This window comes from Nonomuraea soli (assembly GCF_013761175.1).
GTDB lineage: Bacteria > Actinomycetota > Actinomycetes > Streptosporangiales > Streptosporangiaceae > Nonomuraea > Nonomuraea soli.
This window is the reverse complement of the sequence record NZ_JACDUR010000008.1, coordinates 55181-74399: the sequence shown is the minus strand read 5'-3', so window position 1 is coordinate 74399 and position 19219 is coordinate 55181. Positions and strand designations below refer to the sequence as shown.

Genomic DNA, 19219 nt, shown 5'->3' with positions numbered 1-19219 from the left:
ATCTTCCGGACTCCCTGCAGATAACTACCCCTATTGGTGACGACCGCCTCCCACCACCCCTCCTCCAGTGAAATAGCACACATCCTCGACCGGCCTTCACCGCCAGATACACCCCGATTCCTCGTAGGGTCGCGCACGAGGTGGAGGGGCCGGTCGGCGGCGAGATCGCCGGACCCGCGGCACGCGCCTACGCCGGCGTGGTCGGGCGCAACCCGGTCTATCCGGCCTGGTTGAGCAGTTCGGTCGCCAGCGAGGTGCGCTGGTAGAGCACCTCGCGGCCGTCACGACGCGAGGTCACCAGGCTCGTACGGCGCAGCACCGACAGATGCTGGCTCACCGCCGCGGGGGTCAGCCCCAGATAGGCGGCCAGCTGCGTGGTCGACAGCGGCAGCTCCAGATGCGACAGCAGGCTGGCGCGGCTGCGGCCGATGAGCTCGCCCAGCGGCTCGCCGCGCATGTCCTGCGGGTCGTTCCACACGTTCGCGATGCCGCGCGGGGCGTAGGAGAACATCGACTGGCGCGGCTCGTCGAACAACATGACCAGCCGGGGCCACGCGAACACGCACGGCACGAGCACCAGGCCGGAGCCGTTGAGCACGTGCTCGCCGTGCCAGCTGGGGGTGTCGAGGCGCATGCCGTCCGGGGTGTGCTCGATGCGCGGGTCCAGATCGGCCAGCAGCTTGGCCAGGCCGCCCGTCGTCAGCGCCTGGGCACGGTGACCCAGGTCGGCGTCGGCCACCGCCCGCAGGCGCGGCCACACGGGCTCCACCGCGGCCCGCCAGTACGCGCCGAGCTCGTCGGCCACCGCGCCGAGCTCCCGCTCCGGATCGTCGTACAGCCCGGCCAGCGGCTCGGGCACCCGCTCGTGCATCTCCTCGATCGAGGCCCTCACCAGGCCGGGATCGGTGGCCCTGACCCGCTCCAGTTCCTCGGCGAACTCCACGGCCAGGTGCCGCGGCGGCGGGGTCAGGAAGTCGGCCGCCCAGTGCGGGCCGCCCACCAGGGACGGCAGCAGCCGCAGAGCGGGGATCCTGCCGCGCACCCCGGCCAGCCAGGGACGGAAGGTCGCCTGGCGGGACGGGTCGCCGAGCAGGTGGAGGCTGCCGACCAGTTCCTGGAGAGGGGAACGGCCGAAACGGATCCTGGCCAGATCGCCAGGACCCAGGAAGACGTCGATCACACCGTCAGTATTTCGTCCAGACGTACCAGTCGCCGATGAGGTGCTCGTAACCGTCGTTGTCGTAGCCCCGGCCGAACCCCATCGGGCCCTCGGGCATCCAGGCGAAACCGTGGTCGACGTGATCGCCGTCGCGGGTGCGCAGCAGGACACCGTCGTCGACCGGCACGACCTTCGAGACGTTGAAGAGCCCGAGCCGCTGGTAGGTGTTGACGACGAACAGCTTGCCCGCCATCTGGTGGGCCTGCTGCCGCAGCGCGCTCTCCGAGAGCAGGAAACGGGTCTTCAGCGGCGCGTCGGCCATCATCAGGCCCATCGTGACCACCGCGATCATCGGGATCACCCAGCGGCCCGGCAGAGCACGGGCGGGCCCGCGACGGCTGCCGGCCATGCGGACGATCCAGGTGACGGCGAGGACGAAGGAGAGGAAGGCGGCGGTGTTCTGGACTCCCGGAATTCCTCCGGGAACACTCGCGCCGTAGAGGGTCAGCGCGGCGCTCGCGCCGACCAGCCCCGTGAATACCAGCCCCGGAGGCCGTGATAACAAGGATTCCCCGTGCATGCGCCCCACCCTAAACTCCAGACCGGTGCCAGGGACACCTACCATCGGGAAAGTGAAATTCCTGCAGCCACGAACGATGCCCGCCTGGGCGCTGGCCGCCGTGGTCGTCAACTCGCTCATCACCGTCACGGGCGCGGCCGTCCGCGTGACCGGTTCGGGGCTGGGCTGCCCGACCTGGCCCAGGTGCACGCCCGACAGCTACCTCCCGGCGCCGCACGCCGAGATCTCCATGGTCAACACGGCCATCGAGTTCGGTAACCGGCTGCTGACGTTCCTGGTGCTCGCCGTGGCCCTGGGATGCCTGCTGGTGGCCATGCGGCAGCGGCCGCGCAGGCCCGGCCTGGTGAAGCTGGCGTGGCTGCAGCCGATCGGGTGCGCGGTGCAGGGCCTGTGGGGCGGGCTGGTGGTGCACACGCTGCTCAACCCGGTCACGGTGAGCGTGCACTTCCTGCTGTCGATCGCGATGACGGCCGGCGCCTGGGTGCTGTACGTCCGCGCCAAGGAGAGCGACGGTCCCGCCGAGCGGCTGGTGCACCGCGACATCCTGCGCCTGGGTCACGTGCTGGTCGCCGCGGTGGCGGTGCTGCTCGTGGCGGGCGTGGTGGTCACCGGCACGGGGCCGCACTCGGGCGACTCGCTGGCCTCGCGTTTCCCGTTCGACATCGAGACCGTGGCGCGGCTGCACGCCGACATCGTCTACGTCGTGATCGGGCTGAGCTTCGCGCTGCTGTTCGCGTTGCACGTCACCGACGCGCCGCGGACGGCCCGGCGGGCGGCGGTGGCGCTGCTGGCGGTCGAGCTGTCCCAGGGGTTCATCGGTTACCTGCAGTACTTCATGGGGGTGCCCGCGCTGCTGGTGGGGCTGCACGTGTTCGGCTCCACACTGGTATGGATCTTCACGCTGAGGCTCGTCACGTCGATGCGGACACGCCTCCCCTCCCCCGCTGACGACGCCCCCGAGGCGGAGACTTATGTCAGTGTTGGTGGTGAAAGGTCGGCCACTCCCCCACCGGCGTGAAGGTGTGACTTGTCACGAAAAGTCAGACGTGTGCTCTTCCAGGTCGCAGCCGTCGCCAGCCTTCTCGCCATCGCCCCGCTGACCTGGGCCTGGCTGCGCAGCGACGGCCACCGGGCCCTCGCCGAGGGTGACGGGTGGGCCGAGCGCGTGCCGTACTCCCCCACCGCCCTCGTGCTGGGCGCGGGGCTCTACAGCGGGCGGCCGTCGCCGATGCTGGCCCGCCGGCTCGACATCACCGCCGAGCTGTACCACGCGGGCAAGCTCAGGGCCGTCCTGGTGTCGGGCGACAACAGCCGGGTGGGGTACGACGAGCCGTCGGCCATGCGCGACTATCTGACGGCCCGCGGCGTGCCGGCGGAGCGGATCGTGCTCGACTACGCCGGGTTCGACACCTGGGACTCGTGCCTGCGGGCCCGGCACGTGTTCGGAGCCGACCGGGTGACGGTGATCACGCAGCGCTTCCACCTGCCACGGGCCGTGGCATTGTGCCGTACGGCGGGGCTGGAGACGTTCGGGGTGGGCGACGACTCCGCGCGGCGGTGGCCGGAGCCGACGTACGCGTACGCGGCGCGTGAGCTCTTCGCCAGCGCCAAGGGGCTGGCCGACGCGGTGCTGCGCAGTGACCCGGTCTTCCCCGGTCCCAGGGAGACCTCGCTGGAGCACATCCTCACGCAGAACAGGTGATCAGGAGCTGGGAGCCCCCGGCGCGTAGCCGGGCGGCGGGGAGCCCATCGCGATGGCCGAGGCGTGTTGCTGCGGCACGGGGAAGCCCTCCCTGGCCACCGACATGCACTCCAGCAGCGCCCGCTGCTCCTCGTGGAAGGTCTGGTCGTCGATCATGTGCCGTTCCGCCCGCTCGTGCAGCAATCCCAGTTCGGTCGCCGCGAGCTGGTAGTCGCTCATCGCCCGCAGCCCCTTCTTCCCGCCGTGCGCCTGCGCCCACTGCCGGGCCTGGCGCCGCCGCGACAGGGCCGACAGCATGTAGATGTCGGCCGTGTTGACCAGCTTGGTCGGCTGGTAGGGCGGCAGGTAGCGCTGCAGGAGGCCGACGATGCGACGCCGGTCGCGCCAGACGACGCCCATGAGCACGAACAGCACCACCAGCAGGATCCCGTAGGCGACGGCCAGGCCCAGGGCGCCGCCGTAGGAGGCCAGGCCGTTCCAGAGGCCGTGCAGGAGCATGGCGCCCACCCAGCCCGCGAGGATCATGACCACCCGCTCGGGCCCGTTGCGCTGGGCGGCGTAGGCGACGGCCACGCCGATCATCGAGGTGAACAGCGGATGCGCGAACGGCGACAGGATGCCGCGCAGCACGACCGTCACCGCGAGCGCCTGGGCGCCCTTGTCGGAGTTGAGCGCGGCGATGTAGTAGCTGACGTTCTCGCTCATGGCGAAGCCGAGCCCGACCATGGAGGCGTAGATGATGCCGTCGGTGGGGCCGTCGAGCTCGGCGCGGCGGAAGCGCAGCAGCCCGAGCAGGACGAGCCCCTTCATGGTCTCCTCGACGACGGGCGCGCCGAAGGTGGCGGCGATGTTGCGGGCGGCGGGCAGTTCGAGCGAGCCGGCCTGCATGAGGTAGTGCAGGTTGAGCGAGTTGATGACGCCCGCGACGAGTACCGCCACGCCGGCGCCCCAGGCGAAGGCGAAGACCAGGTTGCTGCGCGGCTCGGGTTCCATGCGGTCGAGGCCGAGCACGGCGGCCAGCAGGATCGGCACGGGTGCCAGGGCCAGGCCGAGCGAGACGAAGAACTGCACGGGCGCACCGTTGATCACGTCGAAGGAGAAGGAGACGAGTGCGCATATGCCGGTGACGACCAGCCCGATGATCAACGCGAACGACGGGCGGTCCTTGAACACCCAGCGTGGATCACGGGACGCCATAGTGTGACTGTAACGGACTAGCCACGAGGTGTCCCGCCCAGGTGGCGGGGTCCGTGGGGATCGAAGCAGTGGGGCTCTCCTCCATGATCGACCTGGAGCGTGGTGTGCTCGATACCGAACCGCTCGTGCAGCAGGGAGGCCAGACGTCCGCGGACGTCGTGGCAGGTTCCGCAGTCGTCGCGGACGATGACGTGCGCCGACAGGGTCGGATAACCGCTGGTGACGGTCCACACGTGCAGGTCGTGGATCTCCAGCACCTCGGGTTCGGCGGCGAGGACGGCCCCGATCTCGTCGGGGTCGAGGTCGCTGGGCGCCGCCTGCAGCAGGACCCGGCCGGAGTCGCGCAGCAGTCCCCAGCCGGCCACCGCCATGAGGGCGGCGACGACGAGCGCGGCGACGGCGTCGGCCTGCGCCCAGCCGGTGAGCCAGACGACGAGGCCGGCGAGCGCGGTGGCGATGAACGCGTACATGTCGTTGAGGACGTGCTGGAAGGCGCCCTCGACGTTGAGGCTGCGCCGGTTGGCCTTGGACAGCAGCCAGGCCGCCAGGGCGTTGACGGCCACGCCGGCGAGCGCGGTCACCAGCACGAGCGGGCCCTTGACGTCGGGCGGGTCGATGACACGCTGGACGCCCTCGTAGACGAAGTAGGCCGCCAGCAGGAGCAGCGTGGCTCCGTTGATCTGCGCGGAGAGGATCTCGACGCGCTTGTAGCCGAAGGTGTAGCGGCCGGTGGCGGGCCTGGCGGCGATGCGCATCGCGATCAGGGCCAGGATGATCGCGCTGGCGTCGGTGAGCATGTGGGCGGCGTCGGCGATCAGCGCCATGGAGTTGGCGACGAGGCCGACGGTCACCTCGGCGGCCATGTAGCCGAGGATGAGGGCGAGCGCTCCGATCAGGTAGCGGCGGTCGGCGTCGGCGCTGACAGCGTGGCCGTGGCCGTGACCGTGGCCGTGATCAGTTCCCATGGGCGAGCCCCAGCCGGGGCGCGGGGTCGACGGCGTCGTGCCGCAGGTGCTCGCGGCTGAGGTCGAGGAGCATGCGCACGTGGGCGTCGGCCAGCCGGTAGTAGATCATCCGGCCGGAGCGCCTGGTGGCCACGATGCCGGCCGTACGCAGCAGCCGCAGCGCGTGGGAGACGGCCGTGTCACTGACCTCGACCTCGACGGCCAGGTCGTGCACGCACAGCTCCCCCGCCTCCAGGAGCGCGTAGAGCAGCCGGGCGCGGGTGGGGTCGCCGAGCAGCCGGAACAGGTCGGCCAGATGGGTCGCCTCTTCCGGCGTCACCAGGTGCTGGCGTGCCGCTTCGACCCTTTCCTGGCACGTGTCAACATCTGAAGAGATGTTCATGCGTATCACGTTAAAGACTCGATCAACCGGGTGGCAAGGCGCTCAGGCGAGCAGCGGGTCGATCGCGACGGCCAGGAAGAGCAGCGCCAGGTAGGCGTTGGACCAGTGGAAGAAGCGCATGGGGCGCAGGTCGACGCCGCTCTTGCCGGCATTGAGCCTGCCCAGCAGGCGGTAGACCTCCCACAGGCACACCGCGCCCAGCACGGCGGCGACGATCGGGTAGAACAGCGTGGTGCCCGCGACCGGCCACAGCAGGAGCGAGCAGGCGACGGTCGCCCACGTGTAGGCGATCGACTCCAGGACCACGCGCCGCTCGGTGGCCACCACCGGCAGCATCGGCACGTTGGCCGCCGCGTAGTCGTCCTTGTAGCGCATGGCGAGGGTCCAGGTGTGCGGCGGGGTCCAGAAGAAGACCACCCCGAACAGGACGAAGGGCGCCCAGGCCAGCTCGCCGGTGATGCCCGCCCAGCCGATCATGACGGGCATGCAGCCCGCGATGCCGCCCCACACGATGTTCTGCTTCGTGCGGCGCTTGAGCCACAGGGAGTAGACGAAGACGTAGAAGAGGATGGCGCCCGTCGACATCGCCGCGGCCAGCCAGTTGGTGGTGAGCCACAGGCCAACAGTGGACAAAATTCCCAGGACGATTCCAAAGACGAGCGCGTTGCGCGGCTCGACCTGGTGGCGGGCCAGCGGCCTGCGCCGGGTGCGGCGCATCTTCACGTCGATGTCACGGTCGACGTAGCAGTTGAGCACGTTGGCGCTGCCGGCCGACAGGGTGCCGAACAGCATCACGGAAAGCGCGAGCCGCCAGTCGGGCAGGCCTTGCGAGGCCAGGAACATCACCGGCAGAGTGGTGATGAGCAGCAGCTCGATGATCCGCGGCTTGGTCAGCGCGATGTAGGCCCCGATGACCGCACCGAACGATCTGGGAGCCTGGCGAGGAGCGCCCGTCCCCGGCGGGGCGGTCGCGTGCCTGTTGGTCAGCACCGCCAAGGCGCTTCCAGCATGTGCGGAGTCAACGCGTAACCTCTGATAGAGCGGATCCCTTACGAACACAGCAACTGTAGTCGCCGGGGGGCGCGGTCCGGTCAACGGGGGTGTTGGGTCACTACCGCCAAGGTCGAACCGGTTAGGGTCCGTTGTGGCGGGCAACTGCCCAACACCGAAGACAACGAGATTGCGGAGATCGAGGACGTGAGCATCCTGGAGTGGACGGACCTGGACCGTAAGGCGGTCGATGTGGTCCGTGCCCTGGCAATGGACGCGGTTGAGAAGGCGGGCTCGGGTCACCCTGGCACCGCCATGAGCCTGGCTCCGGCTGCATATCTGCTTTTTCAGCGTACGATGCGCCACGACCCCTCCGACCCCAATTGGGTAGGTCGTGACCGATTCGTGCTCTCGTGTGGTCACTCGAGCCTGACGCTGTACATCCAGCTCTACCTGTCCGGATACGGGCTGACGCTGGAGGACATCGAGCGGCTGCGCCAATGGGACAGCCTGACCCCCGGCCACCCCGAGCACGGCCACACCGCCGGCGTGGAGACCACCACCGGCCCGCTGGGCCAGGGCATCGGCAACGCCGTCGGCATGGCCATGGCCGCCCGCCGCGAGCGCGGCCTGTTCGACCCCGACGCGGCGCCCGGCACCAGCCCGTTCGACCACCAGATCTGGTGCTTCGCCTCCGAGGGCGACCTCGAGGAGGGCATCAGCCACGAGGTCAGCGCCATCGCCGGCACCCAGAAGCTGGGCAACCTGGCCGTCGTCTTCGACAGCAACCACATCTCGATCGAGGGCGACACCCAGATCGCGCTGAACGAGGACATCGTCGCCCGCTACGAGGCCTACGGCTGGCACACCCAGGTCGTCGACTGGACCAGGACCGGCGACTACGTCGAGGACGTCCAGGCGCTCCACGACGCGCTCGAGGCCGCCCGCGCCGAGACCGACCGCCCGTCGTTCATCCGGCTGCGCACGATCATCGGCTGGCCCGCCCCGAACAAGCAGAACACCGAGAGCGTGCACGGCGCCAAGCTGGGCGCCGACGAGGTCGCCGCCACCAAGCGGATCATGGGCATGGACCCCGGCAAGTCCTTCGACGTGCCCGCCGAGGTGCTCGAGCACGCCCGCAAGGTCGCCGAGCGCGGCAAGGCCGACCACGCCGAGTGGGAGAAGTCCTTCGCCGACTGGCGCGCGGCCAACGCCGAGCGCGCCGCGCTGTTCGACCGCATGGCCAGGCGCGAGCTGCCACAGGGCTGGGCCGAGGCCCTGCCGTCCTTCGAGGCGGGCACCAGCGTCGCCACCCGCGCCGCCAGCGGCCAGGTGCTCAACGCGCTGGCGCCGGTGCTGCCCGAGCTGTGGGGCGGCAGCGCCGACCTGGCCGGCTCGAACAACACCACGATGAAGGGCGAGCCGTCCTTCATCCCCGAGGAGTACCAGACCCACGAGTTCCCCGGTCACCGCTACGGCCGCACGCTGCACTTCGGCATCCGCGAGCACGGCATGGGCTCCATCCTCAACGGCATCGCCCTGCACGGCGGCACCCGGCCCTACGGCGGCACCTTCCTGGTCTTCTCCGACTACATGCGCCCCGCCGTACGGCTCGCGGCCCTGATGAAGCTGCCGGTCACCTACGTGTGGACCCACGACAGCATCGGCCTGGGCGAGGACGGCCCGACCCACCAGCCGGTCGAGCACCTGTGGGCGCTGCGCGCGATCCCGGGCCTCGACGTCGTACGGCCGGCCGACGCCAACGAGACGGCGGCCGCCTGGAAGACCGTGCTGGAGCACACCGACCGCCCGGCGGCCCTGGCGCTGACCCGGCAGAACGTCCCGGTCTACCCGGGCACCGACGCCGAGGGCGTCGCCAAGGGCGGCTACGTCATCAGCGAGGCCTCCACCTCCCAGCCGCAGGTCATCCTGATCGGCACCGGCTCCGAGGTCGAGATCGCGGTCGACGCCCAGAAGCTCCTGGAGGAGCAGGGCTTCCCGACCCGCGTGGTGTCGATGCCGTGTGTCGAGTGGTTCCAGGGGCAGGATTCCGCCTACCGGCAGTCCGTGCTGCCGCCCGCGGTCAAGGCACGCGTCGCCGTCGAGGCGGGAATCGCGCTGGGCTGGCGGGAGTTCGTCGGAGAGCACGGCGAGGTGGTCTCCCTCGAACACTTCGGCGCCTCGGCGCCGTACAAGACTCTGTACGAGCAGTTCGGCCTCACGGCCGAGCGGGTGGCCGCCGCCGCTAAGGCGTCGCTGGCCAAGCTCGGCCACGACAAGGGCGAGACGACGGGAAACTGAGATGAGCGAGAACCTGAACAAGCTGTCCGGCCAGGGCGTGGCGATCTGGCTCGACGACATCAGCCGCGAGCGTCTGCGCAGCGGCAACCTGGAGCAGCTGATCCGCGAGAAGAACGTGGTCGGCGTGACCTCCAACCCGACCATCTTCGCCGCCGCGCTGGCCAAGGGTGACGCCTACGACACCCAGCTCCACGACCTGGCGGTGCGCGGGGTCGACGTCGGCGAGGCCGTGCGCGCCGTCACCACCTACGACATCCGCTGGGCCGCCGACGTGCTGCGCCCGATCTACGACGCCACGGGCGGCGTCGACGGCCGCGTGTCGCTCGAGGTCGACCCGCGCCTGGCGCGCGAGACCGAGAAGACCGTCGCCGAGGCTCGCGCGTTGTGGTGGATGGTCGACCGCCCGAACCTGCACATCAAGATCCCGGCCACGGTCGAGGGCCTGCCCGCGATCACCCAGGCGCTCAGCGAGGGCATCAGCGTCAACGTCACGCTGATCTTCTCGCTGGAGCGCTACCGCCAGGTCATGGACGCCTGGCTGACGGGCCTGGAGGCCGCGCAGGCCAAGGGCCTGAACCTGGCCGCGATCGAGTCGGTGGCCTCCTTCTTCGTCAGCCGCGTCGACACCGAGATCGACAAGCGCCTCGACGCCGCCGGCAGGCCGGAGCTGAAGGGCAAGGCCGGCATCGCCAACGCCCGCCTGGCCTTCGCCGCCTTCGAGGAGGTCATGGCCTCCGACCGCTGGAAGCGCCTGGCCGCCGCCGGGGCCCACCCGCAGCGCCCGCTGTGGGCCTCGACCGGCGTGAAGAACCCGGAGTACTCCGACACGATGTACGTCGACCAGCTCGCGGTCGACGGCACGGTCAACACGATGCCGGAGAAGACGCTCGACGCCAGCGCCGACCACGCCCAGCTCACCGGCGACACGGTCCGCCCGTTCTACCAGGACGCGTGGAACACCATGAGCGCGCTGCGCGAGGCCGGCATCGACTACGACGACGTCGTCAGGGTCCTCGAGGACGAGGGCGTGGAGAAGTTCGAGGTCTCCTGGAACGAGCTCCTGGAGAGCCTGTCCAAGAAACTGGCGGTCGTCTCATGAGTGAGGCGCCCCTGGAGGCGCCCGTGGAGGAGGCCGCTGTCGTGGCCTCCTCCGTGGCGGCGACCGCGACCACCGAAGAGGTGGTCGCGGCCAACCCGCTGCGCGATCCGCGCGACAAGCGCCTTCCGCGCGTGGCCGGGCCGTGCGTGCTGGTGCTCTTCGGCGTGACGGGTGACCTGGCCAAGCGCAAGCTGCTGCCGGCGATCTACGACCTGGGCAACCGGGGCCTGCTGCCTCCCGGCTTCTCGCTGGTGGGCTTCGCCCGCCGCGACTGGCAGCACCAGGACTTCCGCCAGCTGACCCACGACGCGGTCAAGGAGCACGCGCGCACCCCCTTCCGCGAGGAGGTCTGGAAGCAGCTGTCCGAGGGCATCCACTTCGTGCCCGGCGAGTTCACCGACGACGGCGCCTTCGACGCGCTGGCGATGGCGCTGAAGGAGATCGACCAGACCCGGGGCACGGGCGGCAACTACGCGTTCTACCTGTCGGTGCCGCCGAAGTTCTTCCCGGTCGTGGTGCAGCAGCTCAAGCGCACGGGCCTGGCCGACGCGCCCGACGGCTCGTGGCGCCGGGTGGTCATCGAGAAGCCGTTCGGCCACGACCTCAAGAGCGCTCACGAGCTCAACGAGACGACGAACGAGGCCTTCCCCGAGTCGTCGATCTTCCGGATCGACCACTACCTGGGCAAGGAGACGGTCCAGAACATCATGGCGCTGAGGTTCGCCAACAACCTCTACGAGCCGATCTGGAACCGCTCCTACGTCGACCACGTGCAGATCACCATGGCCGAGGACATCGGCCTGGCCGGTCGCGCGGGCTACTACGACGGCATCGGCGCGGCCCGCGACGTCATCCAGAACCACCTGCTCCAGCTGCTGGCCCTGGTCGCCATGGAGGATCCGACCTCCTTCGACGCCAATTCGCTGCGGCGCGAGAAGGAGAAGGTGCTCAAGGCCGTCCGGCTGCCCGCCGACCTGGCCACCGGTACGGCACGCGGCAAGTACGCCGCGGGCTGGCAGGGCGGAGAGAAGGTCGTCGGATACCTGGAGGAGGAGGGCATCCCAGCCGACTCCACCACCGAGACCTACGCCGCGCTCAAGCTGGAGATCGCCAACCGCCGCTGGGCGGGGGTGCCCTTCTACCTGCGCACCGGCAAGCGCCTGGGCCGCCGCGTCACCGAGGTGGCCGTGGTCTTCCAGCGGGCGCCGCACCTGCCCTTCTCCAAGGACGACACCGAGATCCTGGGGCAGAACGCCCTGGTCGTCCGGGTCCAGCCCGACGAGGGCATCACCGTGCGCTTCGGCTCCAAGGTGCCCGGCACGGCGATGGAGGTGCGCGACGTGTCCATGGACTTCGCCTACGGCGAGTCGTTCATGGAGTCGTCGCCGGAGGCCTACGAGCGGCTGCTGCTCGACGTGATGATCGGCGACCCGCCGCTCTTCCCGCACCAGCGTGAGGTGGAGCTGTCGTGGAAGATCCTCGACCCGGTCGAGGAGTTCTGGGCCACGCAGGGCCAGCCGGAGGACTACCCCTCGGGCACCTGGGGCCCGCCCTCGGCGGACGCCATGATGGCCCGTGACGGTCGCACCTGGAGGAGACTGTGACCACCTTCGCTCTGGCCGACACGACGGCCGGGAAGATCTCCTCGCAGCTGACCCACCTGCGTCACCAGATGGGCGCCCCCGCCATCGGCATGGTGCTCACCCTTGTCGTGGTCTGCGACGAGCGCGACCAGTACGACTCGCTGAAGGCGGCCACGGAGGCGGCGCGCGAGCACCCCTCGCGCATCCTGGCGGTCATCAACCGCGAGCGCGACGAGGCCAACCGCCTCGACGCGGAGCTGCGCATCGGCGAGTCCACGCCCGGCGAGGTGGTGATCCTGCGGTTGTACGGCGAGCTCACCGAACACGCCGACTCCGTGGTGTCGCCGCTGCTGCTGCCCGACACCCCCGTGGTGGCCTGGTGGCCGGGCAAGGCGCCCGCGGTGCCCGCGCAGGACTCGATCGGCGCCCTGGCGCAGCGCCGCATCACCGACGCCAAGGCCGGGGCCGACGGCATCAAGACCCTCGCCCACCTGGCCAAGGCCTACGCCCCCGGCGACACCGACCTGGCCTGGGCCAGGCTCACGCCGTGGCGTTCGCTGCTGGCCGCCGCCTTCGACCAGCCCGTCGGGAAGGTCAAGAAGGGCTTCGTGGAGGCCGCCGCCGGTCACCCGAGCGCTCCGCTGCTGGCGGCGTGGCTCACCGAGCGGCTGGGGGCTCCGGTCAAGGTCGCCGACTCGGCGGGGCCCGGCCTGACCGCCGTACGGCTGTCGCTGGGTGACGGCGAGCTGGCGGTGATCCGTACCGACGCGCGCCTGGCCACGTTGTCGCGGCCGGGGCAGCCCGACCGGCACGTGGCGCTCGCCCGGCGCCACACCTCGGAGTTGCTGGCCGAGGAGCTGCGGCGGCTCGACTCCGACGAGATCTACGAGACGTCGGTCAAGCGCCTGGCGCGCTCGTACAAGGGGTAGGAACGGCTCGCTTCGAGGGCCCGGCGTCGTGTGACGCCGGGCCTTCGGCGTCGCCGGGGCCGGGCGTGCGCGGCCGTCCGGGCGCGCCGTGAGAGAGTTACCGGGTGAGTTCCGTTCCCAACGTAGTAGTCCACCGTGATGCCGAGGTGCTGGCCAACGCCGTCGCCGCCCGGATCATCACCCGCCTCGTCGACGCCCAGGCCGCCAAGGGCAGCGCGCACCTGGTCCTGACCGGCGGCACGGTCGGCATCGCCACGCTGGCGGCCATCGCCGCCACCCCCGCCCGCGACGCCGTCGACTGGCGGCGCCTCGACGTCTGGTGGGGCGACGAGCGGTTCCTGCCCACGGGCGACCCCGAGCGCAACGAGACCGGCGCCCGCGGCGCCCTGCTCGACCACGTCGACCTCGACCCCTCCCGCGTGCACGTCATGCTCGGCCCCGACTCGGGCCTGAGCGCCGAGGAGTCGGCCGACGCCTACGCCACGGAGCTGGCCAAGGCCGCCCGCCCCGAGGACCACGGGCCCGTGCCCTCCTTCGACGTGCTGCTGCTGGGCATGGGGCCCGACTCCCACGTCGCCTCGCTCTTCCCCGGCATGCCCGCGCTCTACGACACCCGCCCGGTGGTCTCGGTGCACGGCTCGCCCAAGCCGCCGCCCACCCGCATCTCGCTGACGCTGCCCGCCATCCAGGCCGCCCGCGAGGTGTGGGTCGTGGCCTCGGGCGAGGAGAAGGCGGGTGCCGTACGGCTGGCGCTGGCCGACTCCGGGCCCGTCCAGGTTCCCGCCGCCGGCGCCCGCGGGCGTTCGCGCACGTTGTTCCTGCTCGACCGGGCCTCCGCCACCAAGATCCCGCCCGGGCTGGGCCGCATCGCCTCGCCCTGAACCCTGAGATTCGCCCCACCTCATGGAGCCTTCGTGTTGCGCAAGACCCCCGACCTGCGCCCCAAGCCCTTCCCGCTGATCAGCCAGGAGGAGTGGAAGAAACCCCAGGAGGTGCTCAACCGCCTCTACACCGACGCCGAGGCGTGGGCGATGGAGGTGTGCGGCTGGTACCTGGAGGACCGGGTGCGGCAGCGCCGTACCTCCAAGGCGCTCAGAGGGCTGGCGATCGTGCTGGCGGCGGCGGGCGGGTTGCAGCCGCTGGCCGCCGCGGCGTCCGGCTCCGGCAGCCTGGGCTGGGGTTACGTGCTGCTGGCCGGGGCGGGCGTGTGCGTGGCCTTCGACCATCTGCTGGGGTTGTCGTCGCGCTGGATGCGCGACATGGTGACCGCCCAGCGCATCCAGCGGCGCCTTCGTGACTTCCAGCTGGACTGGACGGCGCTGAACGCCCAGCAGATGACGCCGCCGGTGCGGGAGTATCTGGCGGCGTTGCGCACGTTCGTGACGGACATCTCGACGATCATGAGCGACGAGACCTCGGAGTGGGTGTCGGAGTTCCAGTCGGGGCTGGCGCAGCTGCCGTCGGCGCACCAGCCGGGTGAGCGGTAGACAAGCTTTACTTCGCCTGACAGAGTATGAGGCGTGAAGTGGTGGCCGGCGGTGATCATCGTGGGCGCCCTGCTCGCGGTCGGACTGTCAGCGGGGACGGCAGGAGACTTCAAGGGCGAGTTCGACAGCGGCGTCGGCGACTTCGGCTGGTTCGGGTCGCCGCGCTTCCCCAAGACCATGCAGGAGGCGGCGGAGTCGGAGCACGTCTTCGTCTACCGCGAGCGCGACGTCAACAGCAACCTCTGGTACAGCCTGGCGGGCGGGACGTTCGTCGCGTTGCTGGTGGCCACGATCCTGGCGATCCTCTACGCCATCATCAGGAACCTGATCCGGCAGCGCGATCCGCCCATGCGGAACGCCGGTCGCGGGCCGCCGGTCGAGGAGGTGGAGCTGCACCAGGAAACGGTGCGCGCCGCCGTACGGGCCGCGTTGCAGGAGCTCGACGCGGGTGACGATCCGCGCAAGGCGGTCATCGCCTGCTGGTTGCGGCTGGAGCACGAGGCCGCCGAGGCGGGAGTGCCCCGGCTGGTGGGCGACACTCCGGAAGAGCTCATGGCCAGACTGCTGGCCGACCACGACGAGGACGCGCTGCGGCAGCTCACGGGGGCCTACCATCTGGCGCGCTACGCCCCGCACGAGGTGAGCGAGGAACTTCGCAGCACAGCCAGGCACGCACTCGCACGGGTGGAGGCACACGCGACATGAGATGGTGGCCGGTCGGACTGGCCCTGGGGGCGCTCCTGATCGTGGGGCTGGCGTCGATGACGATCAGCGGGATACACGGCGAGTTCGACAGCGGGGTCGGCGACTTCTCCGCCCTGGGACCTCCCGCGCCCGCCAAGAAGCCCGGCGGCGGGGACGGCGACCACTACGTCTTCCGTGACAACTCGTTCAACACCGATCTCTGGTTCAGCCTCTTCGGCTGGCTGCTCGTCGCCCTGCCGGGTGTGACGATCATCGTGATCATCTACGAGGTCATCAAGTATCTGCTCAGCCGGCGCCGGCCCTACCAGCCCAGCGCGCACCGCGGACCGGCGGTCGAGGAGGAGGAACTGCACCCCGAGCTGGTGCGCGCCGCCGTACGGGCCGGGTTGCAGGAGCTCGACGCGGGTGACGATCCGCGCAAGGCGGTCATCGCCTGCTGGCTGCGGCTGGAGCACGAGGCCGCCGAGGCGGGAGCGCCCCGGCTCGTGGGCGATACCCCGGAGGAGCTCGTGGCCAGGCTGCTGGCCGACCACGACGAGGACGCGCTGCGGCGGCTCATGGGCGCCTATCATCTGGCGCGCTACGCCCCGCACGAGGTGAGCGAGGAGTTGCGGAGCGCGGCCAGGCGGGCGCTCCAGCAGCTCCACGCATCACGAAACCTTGTCGAAACCAGCCATGAGTAGACATATCATCACTTCGCCTGACAGAGTATCCTCCACCGTAGGGGAGGATCTTGTGGGCAGAGGGAGATGGTTGCCGCTTGCCCTGATCGTGGCGGGACTGACGGCCGTGGGGCTGACAGCGGGCACGATCGGCGACTTCAAGGGCGACTTCAACTCCAGCATCGGCGACTTCAGCTGGGCCGGCCAGGTCGAGAAGGTCATGAACCAGGACGAGAAGGCCGAGGCGGACGGCGTCTTCGGCTATCGCGACAGCTCGTTCGACACCAATCTCTGGGTGACCATCGCGGGCTTCGCCCTGGTGTCGCTCCTGGCGATCACCATCCTGGTCATCCTGTACCACCTCATCAAGCACCTGCTCAGGAAGATCGACCCGCCCCAGCCGTCCGCATCGCGCGGGCCGGGCGTGGAGTTCGAGTCGGAGCCGGAACCGGTGCAGGCGGCGGTGCGGGCAAGCCTGGAGGAACTGGACGAGGGCGACGATCCGCGCAGGGCGGTCATCGCCTGCTGGCTGCGGCTGGAGCGGGCGGCCACGGAGGCGGGACGGCCGCCGATGGCGGCCGACACTCCGGAGGAACTGGTCGACAGGCTGCTCGAAGACCTCGACGAGGAGGCGTTGCGGCGGCTCAAGCAGGTCTACCACCTGGCGCGTTACGCCCCGCACGAGGTCAACGAGGAGCAGCGGGCCGACGCCAGGCAGGCGCTGGAGACCCTGATCTCCGCGACACCCGTGGTGGAGCCGGTATGACGAGGAAATGGCTGCTGATCATCGGCGCGTCCACGGTGGCCGCCTGGTTCGTCGCACCGCCGCTGGGCGAGGAGCTCGGCTACGCGTTCGAGAGCTGGCGCATGGCGCTGCTGGTGCTGGCGGGGACCACGGTCTACGCGCTGGTCCACACGTTGCCGCGACCCAAGGAGCCGGCCTTCCGCCCGCGCTCGTCGCAGACCCCCGTGCACAGCCCGGCCGTCGCCGACGGCGTGGGCCTGTGGGAGCAGCGGCTGCGCGCGGCACGCAAGGACCCCGAGCGGTTCGACCTCATCGTGCGGCAGCGGCTGCGCGAGATCACGGCCGACCGGCTCGAGCATCGCCGCGGCCTGCGCCTGGAGCAGGCGCGCGACCTGCTCGGCGAGGAACTGCACACCCTGCTGACCACCCCCGTGACCACCGTGCCGAGCGAGGCCGAGCTGGCCAGGATGATTACTCGTATTGAGGAGATATAGATGGAACTCTCCGAGGTTGGCCGCCTGGCGCGCTCCGTGCTCGACCGCGTCGAGACGGTCGTCGTGGGCAAGCGCGAGGCCCTGGAGACGGTGCTCACCGGCATCCTGGCCGGCGGGCACGTGCTACTGGAGGACTTCCCCGGCCTGGCCAAGACGCTGACGGCGCGCAGCTTCGCCCAGACCCTCGGTCTCGACTTCCGCCGCCTGCAGTTCACGCCCGACCTGCTGCCCGCCGACGTGACCGGCTCGTTCCTGTACAACCAGCGCAGCGGCGAGTTCGACTTCCGCCCCGGCCCGATCTTCACCGACCTGCTGCTGGCCGACGAGATCAACCGCACGCCGCCCAAGACCCAGTCGGCGCTGCTGGAGGCGATGCAGGAGCGACAGGTCAGCGTCGAGGGCGTCACGCACCCGCTGACCACGCCCTTCCACGTCCTGGCCACCGCCAACCCGGTGGAGTACGAGGGCACCTACCCGCTTCCCGAGGCGCAGCTGGACCGCTTCCTGCTGCGTGTCTCCTTCGGCTATCCGACGCCGGAACAGGAGTGGCAGGTGCTGTCCAAGCGCATGGCACGCCGCCAGGAGGAGGCCGTCCTCGACCCGGTCGTCGACGCCGAGACCCTGGTCTCCATGCAGAAGGCGCTGGAGGACGTGGCCGTCGACGACTCGGTCGGCCGCTACATGGTCGAGCTCACCGCCGCCACCCGCAAGCACCCGCAGGTGCAGATGGGCGCCTCGCCGCGAGGCTCGCTGGCGCTGCTGCTCACCTCGCGCGCCAGGGCCGTGCTGCAGGGCCGCGACTACGTCATCCCCGAGGACGTCAAGCACATGGCGGGTCCCGCGCTGGCGCACCGCATCAGCCTGCGGCCCGAGGTGTGGCTGCGCAAGGTCGAGCCGTCGGCGGTCGTCGCCGAGCTCTGCGCGCAGGTGCACGCCCCCGCCTCGGCTCAGCTGCCCTCCTACAGCACCCGATGAGCTCCGGGCCCACTCCCACGCGGGCGGGCGGCTGGACCCCGACCCCCGCGCTGCGCCGGGCGAGCGTGATCGGCGGCGTGCTGCCGATCGCCGCGCTCGTCCTGGGCCGCGCCGACATCCTGCTGCTGGCGGTGCCGTTCGTGATCGGCGCGGTCGCCTCGCTGCTGCGGCGGCCGGAGGGCGACCCGACAGGCACGCTGACCCTGGCCGGCCCCTCGGTCCTGGAAGGCGAGGTCGTCGACGCGCAGGTGACCGTCGCCGGGCACAGCCAGGTGCCGGTCCACTGCCTGCTGACGCCGCGCACCGCGCCGTTCCTGGAGCCCGCGTACGGCTCGCGCCACCGCACGGTGGTGGTACGGCCCGGCCGCCTCACCAAGGTCACCTGGGGCTACACCACCAAGACCTGGGGCATGCTCGAGGTCGGACCCGTGCACGTGACGGCCTTCGCCTGCGACGGCCTGCTGGAGCAGCGCGAGTTCCGCATCCCCGTGGCGCGCGTGGCGTCGCTGCCGCATCCCGACAGCTTCGAGTCGCGTACCCAGCTGCCCAACGCCAACGGCCTGTCGGGTGTGCACCGCTCGCGCCGTCCCGGCGAGGGCGGCGAACTGGCGGGCGTGCGGCGCTTCCAGGTCGGCGACCGGTTGCGCCGCATCGACTGGCGCACGACCGTGCGCACCGGCGAGACCCACGTCAACGCGACGTTGTCAGAGCGCGACGCCGAGGTGACGATCATCATCGACGTGCTGCACGAGCCGCCGCTCGGCACCGCCGTACGGGCCGCGGCTGCCATCGCCGCGCACCACACGGGCAAGGGCGACCGGGTGACGATCGTCGAGTTCGGCTCGCTGCGGCGCCGGCTGCGGCCGGGGACGGGACGGCGCCATCACCTGGCGGCGCTGGAGTGGCTGGCGTCCGTGCGCGCGAACGGCGGAGCCAGCGACGAGTCGGGCGAACGCATGCTCAGCGCCGCGCTGACGCCGGGGCGCGGGGTGGTCTTCATGCTCACGCCGCTGCTGGACCGGCGCAGCGTCACGGGGCTGGCGCGCCTGGCCATGAGCCGCCGGTCCGTGGTGGCCGTCGACACGCTCCACGAGCGGCATGGCGACAGCCTGCCCGAGCGGCTGTGGTGGCTGGAGCGCGACAACTTCATCGCCTCCCTGCTGGACGCCGGCGTGCCGGTGGAGCCCTGGCAGGGCTCGGGCAGCCTCGACCTGGTCCTGCGCGACGTGGCCCGGATGGAGATGAGCCGGTGAAATGGTCACGG

Annotated in this window: 20 protein-coding genes; 14 read left to right on the top strand and 6 right to left on the bottom strand. The window is 70.7% G+C overall.

Annotated features, from left to right (window positions below; genetic code table 11):
* Nucleotides 1-217: 217 nt before the first annotated feature.
* Together HNR30_RS36580 and HNR30_RS36575 are read right to left on the bottom strand one after the other, a co-directional pair.
* Nucleotides 218-1180 (bottom strand): ArsR/SmtB family transcription factor, encoded by a 963-nt coding sequence (locus HNR30_RS36580; RefSeq protein ID WP_181614732.1) that lies wholly within the window; start codon nucleotides 1178-1180, stop codon nucleotides 218-220.
* 4 nt (nucleotides 1181-1184) lie between these two features.
* Nucleotides 1185-1739, bottom strand: a complete 555-nt coding sequence (locus tag HNR30_RS36575) for a hypothetical protein (protein WP_181614731.1) — start codon at nucleotides 1737-1739, stop codon at nucleotides 1185-1187.
* Nucleotides 1740-1791: 52 nt separating this feature from the next.
* On the opposite strand from HNR30_RS36575, the gene HNR30_RS36570 reads away from it, so the two are divergent.
* Together HNR30_RS36570 and HNR30_RS36565 are read left to right on the top strand one after the other, a co-directional pair.
* Nucleotides 1792-2757, top strand: coding sequence for a COX15/CtaA family protein (locus tag HNR30_RS36570; RefSeq protein WP_312894897.1), 966 nt, complete (start codon nucleotides 1792-1794; stop codon nucleotides 2755-2757).
* 30 nt (nucleotides 2758-2787) lie between these two features.
* A complete protein-coding gene (locus tag HNR30_RS36565) occupies nucleotides 2788-3441 on the top strand; it encodes a SanA/YdcF family protein (protein ID WP_312894896.1) in 654 nt (217 codons plus the stop codon).
* Here the strand turns inward: HNR30_RS36565 and HNR30_RS36560 are convergent, their stop codons facing one another.
* From HNR30_RS36560 to HNR30_RS36545, 4 genes are read right to left on the bottom strand one after another with little or no spacing between them, the layout of a single operon-like run.
* Entirely contained in the window at nucleotides 3442-4638 is a 1197-nt protein-coding gene (locus HNR30_RS36560) for a PrsW family intramembrane metalloprotease (protein ID WP_181614728.1), read from the bottom strand.
* 17 nt (nucleotides 4639-4655) lie between these two features.
* Complete coding sequence (locus tag HNR30_RS36555) at nucleotides 4656-5603, bottom strand: cation diffusion facilitator family transporter (RefSeq protein WP_181614727.1); 948 nt, start codon at nucleotides 5601-5603, stop codon at nucleotides 4656-4658.
* Nucleotides 5593-5985 (bottom strand): ArsR/SmtB family transcription factor, encoded by a 393-nt coding sequence (locus HNR30_RS36550; RefSeq protein ID WP_181614726.1) that lies wholly within the window; start codon nucleotides 5983-5985, stop codon nucleotides 5593-5595. The genes HNR30_RS36555 and HNR30_RS36550 overlap by 11 nt, the downstream gene beginning before the upstream one ends.
* A gap of 42 nt (nucleotides 5986-6027) precedes the next feature.
* Nucleotides 6028-6981 carry a heme o synthase gene (locus HNR30_RS36545; protein WP_181614725.1) on the bottom strand — a complete coding sequence of 318 codons (954 nt, stop codon included), beginning with the start codon at nucleotides 6979-6981 and terminating at the stop codon, nucleotides 6028-6030.
* Between the two features lie 201 nt (nucleotides 6982-7182).
* On the opposite strand from HNR30_RS36545, the gene tkt reads away from it, so the two are divergent.
* The 12 genes from tkt (at nucleotide 7183) to HNR30_RS36485 (ending at nucleotide 19208) form a co-directional block, all read left to right on the top strand.
* The gene (gene tkt / locus HNR30_RS36540) at nucleotides 7183-9276 is read left to right on the top strand and encodes a transketolase (protein ID WP_312894894.1); all 2094 of its coding nucleotides are present in this window, start codon (nucleotides 7183-7185) and stop codon (nucleotides 9274-9276) included.
* A 1-nt stretch (nucleotide 9277) separates the two neighbouring features.
* On the top strand, nucleotides 9278-10375 hold the full coding sequence (tal, locus tag HNR30_RS36535; protein WP_181614724.1) for a transaldolase: 1098 nt from the start codon (nucleotides 9278-9280) through the stop codon (nucleotides 10373-10375).
* Nucleotides 10372-11979 (top strand): glucose-6-phosphate dehydrogenase, encoded by a 1608-nt coding sequence (gene zwf, locus HNR30_RS36530; protein WP_246380015.1) that lies wholly within the window; start codon nucleotides 10372-10374, stop codon nucleotides 11977-11979. Before tal ends, zwf begins: the two co-directional genes overlap by 4 nt.
* Nucleotides 11976-12887, top strand: a complete 912-nt coding sequence (locus HNR30_RS36525) for a glucose-6-phosphate dehydrogenase assembly protein OpcA (protein ID WP_181614723.1) — start codon at nucleotides 11976-11978, stop codon at nucleotides 12885-12887. The genes zwf and HNR30_RS36525 overlap by 4 nt, the downstream gene beginning before the upstream one ends.
* A 104-nt stretch (nucleotides 12888-12991) precedes the next feature.
* Nucleotides 12992-13768 carry a 6-phosphogluconolactonase gene (gene pgl / locus HNR30_RS36520; RefSeq protein ID WP_181614722.1) on the top strand — a complete coding sequence of 259 codons (777 nt, stop codon included), beginning with the start codon at nucleotides 12992-12994 and terminating at the stop codon, nucleotides 13766-13768.
* 33 nt (nucleotides 13769-13801) lie between these two features.
* The gene (locus tag HNR30_RS36515) at nucleotides 13802-14374 is read left to right on the top strand and encodes an SLATT domain-containing protein (RefSeq protein ID WP_181614721.1); all 573 of its coding nucleotides are present in this window, start codon (nucleotides 13802-13804) and stop codon (nucleotides 14372-14374) included.
* Between the two features lie 33 nt (nucleotides 14375-14407).
* A complete protein-coding gene (locus HNR30_RS50430; protein ID WP_181614720.1) occupies nucleotides 14408-15079 on the top strand; it encodes a DUF4129 domain-containing protein in 672 nt (223 codons plus the stop codon).
* Entirely contained in the window at nucleotides 15076-15762 is a 687-nt protein-coding gene (locus HNR30_RS36505) for a DUF4129 domain-containing protein (protein WP_181614719.1), read from the top strand. The genes HNR30_RS50430 and HNR30_RS36505 overlap by 4 nt, the downstream gene beginning before the upstream one ends.
* Nucleotides 15763-15832: 70 nt before the next feature.
* Nucleotides 15833-16507: a DUF4129 domain-containing protein gene (locus tag HNR30_RS36500; protein WP_181614718.1), complete on the top strand. Its 675-nt coding sequence runs from the start codon at nucleotides 15833-15835 to the stop codon at nucleotides 16505-16507.
* Nucleotides 16504-16980 (top strand): hypothetical protein, encoded by a 477-nt coding sequence (locus HNR30_RS36495; protein ID WP_181614717.1) that lies wholly within the window; start codon nucleotides 16504-16506, stop codon nucleotides 16978-16980. The genes HNR30_RS36500 and HNR30_RS36495 overlap by 4 nt, the downstream gene beginning before the upstream one ends.
* Nucleotides 16981-17955, top strand: a complete 975-nt coding sequence (locus HNR30_RS36490) for an AAA family ATPase (RefSeq protein WP_181614716.1) — start codon at nucleotides 16981-16983, stop codon at nucleotides 17953-17955.
* Nucleotides 17952-19208, top strand: a complete 1257-nt coding sequence (locus HNR30_RS36485) for a DUF58 domain-containing protein (protein ID WP_181614715.1) — start codon at nucleotides 17952-17954, stop codon at nucleotides 19206-19208. The genes HNR30_RS36490 and HNR30_RS36485 overlap by 4 nt, the downstream gene beginning before the upstream one ends.
* Nucleotides 19209-19219: the final 11 nt, after the last annotated feature.